The organism is Shewanella sp. NIFS-20-20, from assembly GCF_019209865.1.
In the GTDB taxonomy this organism is placed as follows: domain Bacteria; phylum Pseudomonadota; class Gammaproteobacteria; order Enterobacterales; family Shewanellaceae; genus Shewanella.
In genome coordinates this window covers 1-10,078 of sequence record NZ_JAHUTT010000088.1, presented here as the reverse complement: position 1 = coordinate 10,078, position 10,078 = coordinate 1, and the positions used below count along the sequence as shown (strand labels likewise).

The 10,078-nt window shown below is 45.9% G+C and carries 8 protein-coding genes; 4 read left to right on the top strand and 4 right to left on the bottom strand.

Annotated features, from left to right (window positions below):
* The first annotated feature begins 284 nt into the window (after positions 1-284).
* From KU855_RS17955 to glmS, 3 genes are all read left to right on the top strand, one after another.
* Positions 285-2,402 (top strand): TonB-dependent siderophore receptor, encoded by a 2,118-nt coding sequence (locus KU855_RS17955; RefSeq protein ID WP_218532464.1) that lies wholly within the window; start codon positions 285-287, stop codon positions 2,400-2,402.
* 171 nt (positions 2,403-2,573) lie between these two features.
* Complete coding sequence (locus KU855_RS17950; protein WP_218532462.1) at positions 2,574-3,344, top strand: DeoR/GlpR family DNA-binding transcription regulator; 771 nt, start codon at positions 2,574-2,576, stop codon at positions 3,342-3,344.
* Positions 3,345-3,397: 53 nt separating this feature from the next.
* The gene (glmS, locus tag KU855_RS17945) at positions 3,398-5,227 is read left to right on the top strand and encodes a glutamine--fructose-6-phosphate transaminase (isomerizing) (RefSeq protein ID WP_218532460.1); all 1,830 of its coding nucleotides are present in this window, start codon (positions 3,398-3,400) and stop codon (positions 5,225-5,227) included.
* A gap of 575 nt (positions 5,228-5,802) precedes the next feature.
* Here glmS and KU855_RS17940 read toward each other — a convergent pair.
* From KU855_RS17940 to KU855_RS17925, 4 genes are all read right to left on the bottom strand, one after another.
* Positions 5,803-6,333 carry a protein tyrosine phosphatase family protein gene (locus KU855_RS17940; protein WP_218532458.1) on the bottom strand — a complete coding sequence of 177 codons (531 nt, stop codon included), beginning with the start codon at positions 6,331-6,333 and terminating at the stop codon, positions 5,803-5,805.
* A 120-nt stretch (positions 6,334-6,453) separates the two neighbouring features.
* Positions 6,454-6,663, bottom strand: a complete 210-nt coding sequence (locus KU855_RS17935) for a DUF2061 domain-containing protein (protein ID WP_218532456.1) — start codon at positions 6,661-6,663, stop codon at positions 6,454-6,456.
* 139 nt (positions 6,664-6,802) lie between these two features.
* The gene (locus KU855_RS17930) at positions 6,803-7,717 is read right to left on the bottom strand and encodes a 1,4-dihydroxy-2-naphthoyl-CoA synthase (protein WP_218532454.1); all 915 of its coding nucleotides are present in this window, start codon (positions 7,715-7,717) and stop codon (positions 6,803-6,805) included.
* 113 nt (positions 7,718-7,830) lie between these two features.
* Positions 7,831-8,181: a hypothetical protein gene (locus KU855_RS17925; RefSeq protein WP_218532452.1), complete on the bottom strand. Its 351-nt coding sequence runs from the start codon at positions 8,179-8,181 to the stop codon at positions 7,831-7,833.
* Between the two features lie 89 nt (positions 8,182-8,270).
* Between KU855_RS17925 and ccoG the strand changes: the two genes are divergently transcribed.
* The gene (ccoG, locus tag KU855_RS17920; protein ID WP_218532450.1) at positions 8,271-9,698 is read left to right on the top strand and encodes a cytochrome c oxidase accessory protein CcoG; all 1,428 of its coding nucleotides are present in this window, start codon (positions 8,271-8,273) and stop codon (positions 9,696-9,698) included.
* Positions 9,699-10,078: the final 380 nt, after the last annotated feature.

The window sequence follows — 10,078 nt, the reverse complement described above, 5'->3', positions numbered from 1 at the left end:
TGCGAGACAGTTCAAGCTTGATGGGAAACGGGATAGGGCCTATCCACGTGCGTTAAAAATGAGTAAAAACAAGTATCCCATTAAGTCTAAGAAAAATGCCGTTCACACTAAGTGAACGGCATTACCGATTACCGGTGCTTTTTTTTTGGATTTTTTAGTTAGGCAAGTCCCAATCAGTGATCTACTTCAATTATTGTGAAGAAGTGGTAAAAAATAGTGTAAATGATATAGATTCTCATTTACACTTTGCGCCATTAGTCAATTGTGGCAGCTGTGGGGATAGCATGTACATCAAAAGATCATCTGTAAGTTTGGCAATAATGAGTCTCTTAAGTGCCAATGTCTTGGCCGATGACGCCAGCCATTCATTAGTGGCGAGTGCCAACATTGAGCGCATTAGTGTGGTAGCGCAGCAGTTTAATCAATATAAAACCGGCAGCGCTAGCGGCGCGATGCGGGGCGATATTGCGTTAATCGATACGCCGCAATCAGTGACCGTTATTCCTGATTTTGTTACCGATGAGCAGTTGGCGACTAATTTGGGCGAAGTGCTCAGTAATGACTCTTCTGTGACTGCCGGTAGTGAAAAATGGAATCGTCAAGTTTTCGCTATTCGTGGCTTTGAATTATCTTCTGGCTCAGGCTTTTTAGTTAATGGCCATCAGCACTGGTCTCACTATGTGCAACCGATTGAAACCCTTCAGCAGGTTGAGGTCTTAAAAGGACCTTCATCGATGTTATACGGGCAATCAGGTCCCGGCGGCTTGGTGAATATGGTGACCAAGAAACCCACCTATGACAACGTATTCAACCTTGGATTCGATAGCGATGATTTAGGATCTACTCGGTTTCAATTAGATGCTGGCGGTGCTGTCAATGACGAGCAAACGGTGCGTTACCGGACGGTGCTAGTAAAACAAGATACGAAGTATTGGCGTGAATATTTTAATGGCGATCAGCAAGAGCGCGATCGTATTCTAGGATTTGTGGCCGTGGACTTTGACTTAACTGATGATATCAGTTTGTCTTTGAGATATGACCATACGGCCGATAAGACCAATATCGATTCTGGCGCATGGCTTGATAGTCAGGGTAAGATTATTGGTGACCGTAAAGATATCTGGGAAATGCCTTGGACCTTTACTGATAACACCGTGACCAACATCGGTGCCGATGTTCAATGGCTATTGTCGGATGCTTGGACGTTAAAAACAGGATATAACCACCAACGATTTGAGCGGCAACGTCTTGGCTCGTCGCCAACTTACACTGAAAACCCATTTGAAACAGGGTATAAGATCAAGCCTTTTGACCGTCATGATGATTGGCAGCATAAAACGGCTTATGTCGACTTTGTTGGCAACCTAACGACAGGTTCAATCGATCACCAGCTATTAATTGGCGGTAACTATCTCAATTACTTCTATCAGCAATTTTATGATGCTGCGGACAGTATGACGGTGAAGCCCGGTGAAGTAGCGGCCCCTGAAGTGAATTACCTTAACGCGACAGCACCAAGATCGACATCTGAATATCATCATTATGGTTTTTACGTTCAAGACTTAATGAGTCTGACGGATCAGTGGAAGCTGCTGGCTGGTGTTCGTTACGATGAACAGAAAAAGGACGGCTTAGGTGGCAACAGTTACGCGGTTTCGCCAAAATTTGGGGTGGTCTATGCGCCGACAGACACCGGCAGTATTTATGTCAATTATTCCAAGAGTTTTAGTCCGCAAGGGATGGTGAACGATGAGTTTGATGTGAATGATCAGCTCAACTTAAAACCCGAATATGGGACTCAATATGAATTGGGGACTAAATGGGAGTTTAATGATGGTGGTATTATGCTGACCGCCGCGGTATTTGATATTAATGTTGAAAACAAAACCGTTAAGCAAATTTTGCTACAACCTACCCCCGCAGGCGATTTACATATCACGACTCAAGATGGTCAACAGCATCATCAAGGATTTGAAGTGGGGGCCCAAGGGCAGGTGAGTGATCGTTGGTTTATTACCAGCTCAATGATGTATCTCGATGCTAAATACCAAACTGGTGTTGGTGACAGCGCTCACCTTGATGGTAAAACGCCGATTGATGCTCCCGAATGGTCGGCCAATATTTGGAGCCGTTACGAAGTAAACGATGACTTCGCCTTGAACCTTGGGGCGGTATATGTTGGTGAACGCTTTGCCAATACCAGTAACACCATAGTCAAAAACGGCTATGTCCGATTTGATATTGGTGCGGCGTATGGTTGGGATCTACAAGGTACAGAAGTTAACCTTCGGATGAATATTAAAAACTTATTGAATAAAGACTATCTCGACGGTGGTAGTTATCAGGATGTCAGTGTGGGCGAAGGCCGCAGTATTGCGCTGGCGGTTGAAGCCAAGTTTTAATGAGCTCTCTTATCTTTGATACCAACAGAGCAGCCATCGGCTGCTCTGCTTTTTATGGAGACGTCCAAGCATCCATCGCAGGATGAGACCACCGATTTGCTAGGGCGACTAGCAAAATAGTTTCATTTGTATATAATAAACTTACGAAACGAAACTTACTTCGAAAGATAAATGACCAAACGCAATACTCAACAGCGCCGACATGCGATTCTTAACCAGTTAAATCAACAAGGTGAAGTCAGTGTTGATGAATTATCGGTATTGCTCGATACCTCTGAAGTCACCATTCGTAAAGATCTCACCGCGCTAGAAAAGAATGGCTTACTGTTCCGGCGTTATGGCGGGGCTGTGGCGGTGCCACAAGAAATCACTCAAGGCAGTTATCGGATGCTATCGGCAAACAAGCTCAGCATCGCCGCTACCGCAGCAAAACTCATCAGCGATCATAATCGGATCATCATCGACTCTGGCAGTACCACCATTGGCATTATTCAGCATTTAAACGATAAGCGTGGCTTGGTGGTCATGACCAACTCGCTATTGTTAGCCAACGCTATTCATGATCTCGAATTCGAACCCACCTTATTGATGACCGGTGGCACTTGGGATCCTCATTCTGAATCTTTTCAAGGCCGAGTTGCAGAGCAAGTGCTGCGTTCATATAACTTTGATCAGTTGTTTATCGGTGCCGATGGTTTGGATTTGGCCCGTGGAACCACTACCTTTAATGAATTAACCGGCCTGAGTAAGGTGATGGCTGAAGTGTCGAGAGAAGTGGTGGTGATGCTGGAATCGCAAAAGCTTGGGCGGCGTATTCCCAATCTTGAGCTGCCTTGGAGCACGATTAATAAATTAGTCACCGATGACAGATTAGCACCAGATGCCGCGGATGCGATTTTTCAGCAGGGGGTCGAGGTCATTCTCGCACCCTATCAAGAATAATTCGGCTGCTCTCGGGCGCTGCTAAATTAACTTTTTGTATTGTAGGATATTATATGTGTGGAATCGTTGGCGCTGTGGCGCAAAGGGATGTGGCTGAAATTTTAGTTGAAGGCTTGCGCCGTCTAGAATACCGCGGTTATGACTCTGCCGGTGTGGCAGTCATTCACAATGGTGAGCTCATTAGCACTCGCCGCGTCGGTAAAGTACAGGAGTTGAGTGCCGCGTTAGAGCAACAACCTCTGGCGGGTGGTACCGGTATTGCTCACACTCGTTGGGCGACCCATGGTGAGCCGAGCGAGCGTAATGCTCATCCGCATTTATCCTGCGGTGACATTGCCGTGGTCCATAATGGCATTATTGAAAACCACAATAAGCTGCGTGAGCACCTCAAAAGCTTAGGCTATGTGTTTAGTTCTGACACTGACACTGAAGTGATTTGCCATCTGGTGCACCACGAGCTTAAGAGCCACGCCACTTTGCTGGCGGCAGTTCAAGCGACAGTGAAGCAACTGGAAGGCGCTTACGGTACGGTTGTTATTGACCGCCGTGACAGCGAGCGCATGATCGTCGCTCGTTCAGGTAGCCCGCTTGTGATTGGTTTTGGTCTAGGGGAGAATTTTGTTGCCTCAGATCAGCTAGCCTTGTTACCCGTCACCCGCTCATTTGCCTTCCTTGAAGAAGGGGATGTCGCCGAGGTTACTCGCCGTGAAGTGTCTATTTTCGATAGCAATGGTGTTGCGGTTTCTCGTGAAATTAAAGAGTCTGAAGTGACCCATGATGCCGGTGATAAAGGTGAATATCGTCACTACATGCTTAAAGAAATTTATGAGCAACCTTTAGCTTTAGCTCGCACTATTGAAGGTCGAATTGCTAACAAGCAAGTCTTAGATACCGCTTTCGGAGACAATGCAGCTGAGTTTTTAAAAGACATCAAACACGTACAAATTATTGCGTGTGGCACTAGCTATCATGCGGGTATGGCTGCCCGTTATTGGTTAGAAGATTGGGCTGGGGTGTCTTGTAATGTCGAAATCGCCTCTGAGTTTCGCTATCGCAAATCCCACCTGTTCCCTAATAGCCTGTTAGTCACTATTTCTCAGTCTGGCGAAACTGCCGATACTCTGGCGGCGTTGCGTTTAGCTAAAGACATGGGTTACAAGGCAACCATGACCATATGTAATGCCCCGGGTTCATCATTGGTGCGTGAATCTGATATGGCTTATATGATGAAAGCCGGTGCTGAAATTGGCGTGGCGTCGACGAAAGCCTTTACGGTGCAGTTGGCCGGCTTATTAATGCTCACCGCTGCCATTGGTCGTCACAACGGCATGTCTGAACAAATGCAGGCTGACATTACGCAAAGCCTAATGTCGATGCCGGCAAAAGTGGAGCAGGCGTTGAGTTTAGATGATGCGATTGCTGACTTGGCGGAAGACTTTGCCGATAAAAACCATGCCTTGTTCCTGGGCCGTGGCGATCAATACCCGATTGCGATGGAAGGTGCACTGAAGCTCAAGGAGATCTCCTACATTCACGCTGAGGCTTATGCGTCTGGTGAATTGAAGCATGGTCCATTGGCGCTAATCGATGCCGATATGCCGGTTATCGTGGTAGCGCCAAATAACGAATTGCTGGAAAAGCTTAAATCGAATGTCGAGGAAGTCCGTGCCCGTGGTGGTTTGATGTATGTGTTTGCCGATGTTGATGCTGAGTTTGAATCGGATGACACCATGAAGGTGATCCCAGTGCCGCATTGTGATGACTTTATGGCACCACTGATTTACACCATTCCGCTGCAGTTGCTGTCTTATCATGTGGCATTGATTAAGGGCACCGATGTTGATCAGCCGCGAAATTTGGCGAAGTCAGTCACCGTAGAGTAATACTTTGGAGTATCCCACACGTTGGGAAAGTCATACCGTCGTATCCTGAGCCGTAAAGTGTGTTACTCAAATGGCAGCGTTCTTATTGGCGCTGCCATTTCTAACTTCCCCTAAGTCTGTTCGTTAATATCCAATCGACGTTGCAACCATCAAATCTCCCGGCTCACCTAAATACTCAATATATGCTGATGCTAACCCGTGCTGTCGCTTTCTTTAGGGGGGGGGTGAACCTTTTGGATTTAGTTGAATTAACCCTGATGTCACGGGTTTCGAGCTTAATAATACCCGACTTGATCCAATCGTTCGTTATCGTTGGAGAGGGGGTAAGCGGCGACAATCGGGTAGGTGAGCGCGTAGCGCAATCGATATATTTATAATGGGTGGCTAGTTTAATTGTTGGCGACGGTATTAATGCCTTCGTCGACGAGAGTTGTTGTCTACCAAACTTTAACCATGTCGTTGACGGAGCAACAAAACCCGCCGTCATTCCATATATAAATGATGAGCCTATCCCGAGCTCATCATTTCTGGCTTGACCACGATGGCGTTAGCGACTAAAACAACTGGCGCTGTGGTTATTGGTCGTACTGCGCCACGACTGTGTCGATCAACTGTTGCCACTGCGGATATTGATCAAGGTTGCCACCCCAAGGTGCCATCGTGTGTGCCATCGACTCTGCAGGATTCTTTCCTAACTGGGTCACTTCATAAAGATAGTAGAATGCCGACGCTCTAAAATTGGCTTTACAATGAACTAAAACGTCTTGGTTTTGGTGAGCAAGCATGACCGCAAAAAATTGATTTACATCGTCAATGGTAGGGTTTTGCCAATCTACAGGTATGTAAATGTACTCCATCCCAGCATTGGTCACGAGTTGAGCTTCATTTTGGTAACTGTCATTACTTGCATCTGGCATGAGGTTTACTACGACATCAACACCAGATTGAGCCAGGGATGAATACTCTTCAGGCTTGGGTAACCCCGCGGTAATCACTCTGGTGTCTGTTTTTTGAACGGCGGTAATGTTCTCAAGCGCGCTAGGTAATACACTTGCTTCGGTGAGTGGGGCGAAAATCAACATGGATGCCAGTAGTAATTTTTTCATCGTATTATTCTATTGTAGTCAGTAGTCAGTAAATTTATTTGAGCGTATTAGCCACAATATGGTTCACTGAGTTTGTTCATAAGCTTGAACTTGCTCACTTTTTAATGGCAATTTTTATCATTAAACAAGTAATTGATTCGGTTGTGGCTGTGGTAATGGTTTGCGTTCAAAATTATTCCAGACCTTTTCGTGAAAATAAAACACCACAGTGTTAATGGTGGGCTCCAACAAGGCAATTGCGCCACCTAATACTAAGCTGCCGGTGAGCATGTAAGTCACACTAAAGGCGACACAAAAGTGTAATAAAGCAAATGTCAGTGTTTTACGCATACCATTATCTCCATCCTAGTTATTGTAAATGATAACTATTACTATTTGGTGGGTGAAACAGTATTGCTCGATTGGGTTAATCGTTACTCTATACAAAACAACCGCCACAAGGCGGTTGTTAGTCGGTAGTCTGCTGGGGTTAATAGTGCCAGGGGAACTTGGAAAAATCTTGATCGCGTTTTTCGAGGAAGGCATCACGCCCTTCTTGCGCCTCAGCAGTACCATAAGCGAGACGAGTGGCTTCACCGGCAAATAATTGCTGTCCCACTAATCCATCATCAGGCAAATTAAAGCCGTACTTCAACATTCGCATGGCCGTGGGTGATTTTGAGTTGATTTCCTTCGCCCATATTAAGGCTTGAGTTTCTAATTCAGCGTGGGGAATTGAGCGGTTAACCATTCCCATATCAAATGCTTCATCAGCACTGTAATTAAAGCCACAGAAGAAAATTTCTCGTGCCCGCTTTTGGCCAATCATCTTCGCTAAATATGCACTGCCATAGCCTGAATCAAAACTGGCGACATCAGGATCGGTTTGCTTAAAAATAGCATGTTCTTTTGATGCTAAGGTTAAGTCGCACACCACATGAAGGCTATGGCCACCTCCAACAGCCCAACCGGGTACCACGGCAATCACTACCTTGGGCATAAAGCGAATAAGACGCTGAACTTCCAGAATGTGCAGGCGACCCATACGGGCTATATCTGCGGTGCCGGCCTCGGCGCCTTCGTATTTGTAACCATCTTTACCGCGGATACGTTGATCACCACCGGAGGAGAAAGACCATTGGCCCTTGGCAGACGGACCATTGCCAGTGAGTAAGACACAGCCCACATCAGACCATTGGCGGGCATGATCGAGAGCGATATAGAGCTCATCAACTGTTTTGGGACGAAATGCATTCAGGCAATCTGGACGATTGATGGCGATTCTTACTGTGCCATGGGCTTTTGCTCTGTGGTAAGTGATATCGTCAAAAGTGAATCCTTCGACTTTATCCCAAAGTAGTGGATCGAAAATGTCCGATACCTTTTCAGTGGTAACTTGTGTCATGACATGTGTCCTTTAAAGAATAATCGCCAAAGGCTAGGCTTAATGGCGTATAAGATCAATCTTTGCCATAGTGACAGTCAAGATATGTGAACTGTCACTAGGTCGACAACGCGTTATAGATGGTCACAGACAAAACGCAGGTTGTCCTTGTTTATCATCGGATGTTTGGCATTGGACGATTGGCAGTATTGTTGGGAGAAATCGGCCATAGCTTCAGGGGATTTAAGGATGTCGGATAAGGTATGCATTTCGCTCTTGGATAACCGAGTCGCTAACTCTTGCTTGAGCGACGCGTATTGTTGATCCACCTTAGTGATCTTAGTGCCAGTAAGGGATTTAATTTGACTATGCCAACTATTCAACAGCGACTGGCCCGCGTGAATGGGTTCATCAAGCAATGAAGTTGTAGTTGCTGTGTAATATAAGACAGCACAAACAGAACCAATTATGATCCATCCTTTCATCTTTTAGTCCAACTAGGTGAATAACCATTACAATGTTGGGTATAATAAAGCAGAAATTTAATTAGACCAACGCAGTAAGGCATAGAAACATGACGGCAGGATCGGGAAATAAGGACTTTTCTAAGGCAGAACGCATCAAGATTCATCAGCCAGATGCGAATAAAGCTGATAGGTTGAATCCGAATAATCGCATCTATGTTCGTGCCGTTCATGGGGTGTGGACGCAATTACGCCGCCGTATGGGCTGGATCGCGATGGCTTTCTTCTTATTATTACCTTGGCTGCCCTGGGGCGATCGCCAAGCCGTTTGGTTTAATTTAGCCGAGCAAAAATTTCATATTTTCGGTTTAACTATTTGGCCTCAAGATTTAACCCTCTTGGCCGCCGTGTTTATGATTGCCGCTTTTGGTTTGTTCTTTATTACGACCTACCTTGGCCGCGTATGGTGTGGCTACACCTGCCCACAGACCGTTTGGACATTTATCTTTATCTGGTTTGAAGAAAAAATTGAGGGTGCCCGCAATAAGCGTATCAAGCTTGATCAAATGCCTTGGTCGTTTAACAAGATATGGCGTAAAACCGCTAAACATAGTGTATGGCTGCTGATCTCTTGGGTGACCGCCATGACCTTTGTATCTTACTTTGTGCCCACGACTGAGCTTTATCAGGACTTCTTTAGCCTGAACGCTGGTGGCGGGATCTATTTCTGGGTGATGTTCTTCACCTTAGCGACATATGGTAACGCAGGCTGGATGCGAGAAATCATGTGTTTGCATATGTGTCCTTATGCGCGTTTCCAGTCGGCGATGTTTGATAAAAACACTTATATTGTCGGCTATGATGCCGCGCGGGGAGAAACCCGTGGCCCGCGTTCGCGTAAAGCTGATCCTAAAGCGTTGGGCTTAGGTGACTGTATCGATTGTGACTTGTGTGTACAAGTGTGTCCGACGGGAATTGATATCCGCAACGGCTTGCAGTACGAATGTATTAATTGTGGCGCTTGTATTGATGCTTGTGACCAAACCATGGATCGGATGGGATACCAGCAAGGTCTAATTAGCTACACCACAGAGAACAAGCTCGAAGGCAAACAAGAAAAGGTATTGAGACCCAAGCTGCTTGGTTATGGGGCGATTCTGATTATCATGATCTTGCTGCTTAGTTATGCGACTGCCAGCATCGCGCCAATGCGGGTCGATATTATTCGCGACCGTAATACGCTTTACCGCATCAATGTTGATGGCTTAATTGAAAATACTTATACCTTAAAAATTCTCAATAAAACTGAACAAGCCCATGTTCATTATTTCGAGGTGAGTGGCTTAACCAATTACCAATGGATTGGCCCACAGCAAGTCAGTTCCAAAGGTGGCGAGATTTTAGTATTGCCCGTCAGTATTGAAGTCGACCCTGTCGATCTCAATCGTTCTATTACTAAAATGACAATTAAGGTGCTCACCGAGATTGATGGCGAGCAGGTTGTGGTGGAACAAGAGACCCGTTTCTTTAGCCAATAAGGCCATGTTCACCGCCAAAAAGGACGCAATCGCGTCCTTTTTGCCCACTTGGCTGCTTAATTAAGCAGTTGATGTTTGATCTGAATATTTGTGCCAATTAGCCCTTGCGCAATCTGCGCAAGCCCCTATAATGCGCCCCACTGACACGGAATACGGCGCTGCAAAGCAACCGAACACCAGTCAGGACGGGACTTACAAAGTAAGTGACCCTGAGTGAATTAAGTGGCGCTAGGCGAAAGTTTAACCACTTAGATTCAAGGCCTGATAAAGGGCTTGACCCACTCAAGGAAATGCGTAGAATACGCATCCCTAGCCCACAGCGGCAACGTTCTTTAACAAGTAGAAGACAAGCAAATCTGTGTGGACATTCACAGTAGTTG

Coding starts and splice junctions, on each gene's coding strand:
- KU855_RS17955 (WP_218532464.1), top strand. CDS start 285: ATGTACATCAAAAGATCATCTGTAAGTTTGGCAATAATGAGTCTCTTA.
- KU855_RS17950 (WP_218532462.1), top strand. CDS start 2,574: ATGACCAAACGCAATACTCAACAGCGCCGACATGCGATTCTTAACCAG.
- glmS (WP_218532460.1), top strand. CDS start 3,398: ATGTGTGGAATCGTTGGCGCTGTGGCGCAAAGGGATGTGGCTGAAATT.
- KU855_RS17940 (WP_218532458.1), bottom strand. CDS start 6,333: ATGAAAAAATTACTACTGGCATCCATGTTGATTTTCGCCCCACTCACC.
- KU855_RS17935 (WP_218532456.1), bottom strand. CDS start 6,663: ATGCGTAAAACACTGACATTTGCTTTATTACACTTTTGTGTCGCCTTT.
- KU855_RS17930 (WP_218532454.1), bottom strand. CDS start 7,717: ATGACACAAGTTACCACTGAAAAGGTATCGGACATTTTCGATCCACTA.
- KU855_RS17925 (WP_218532452.1), bottom strand. CDS start 8,181: ATGAAAGGATGGATCATAATTGGTTCTGTTTGTGCTGTCTTATATTAC.
- ccoG (WP_218532450.1), top strand. CDS start 8,271: ATGACGGCAGGATCGGGAAATAAGGACTTTTCTAAGGCAGAACGCATC.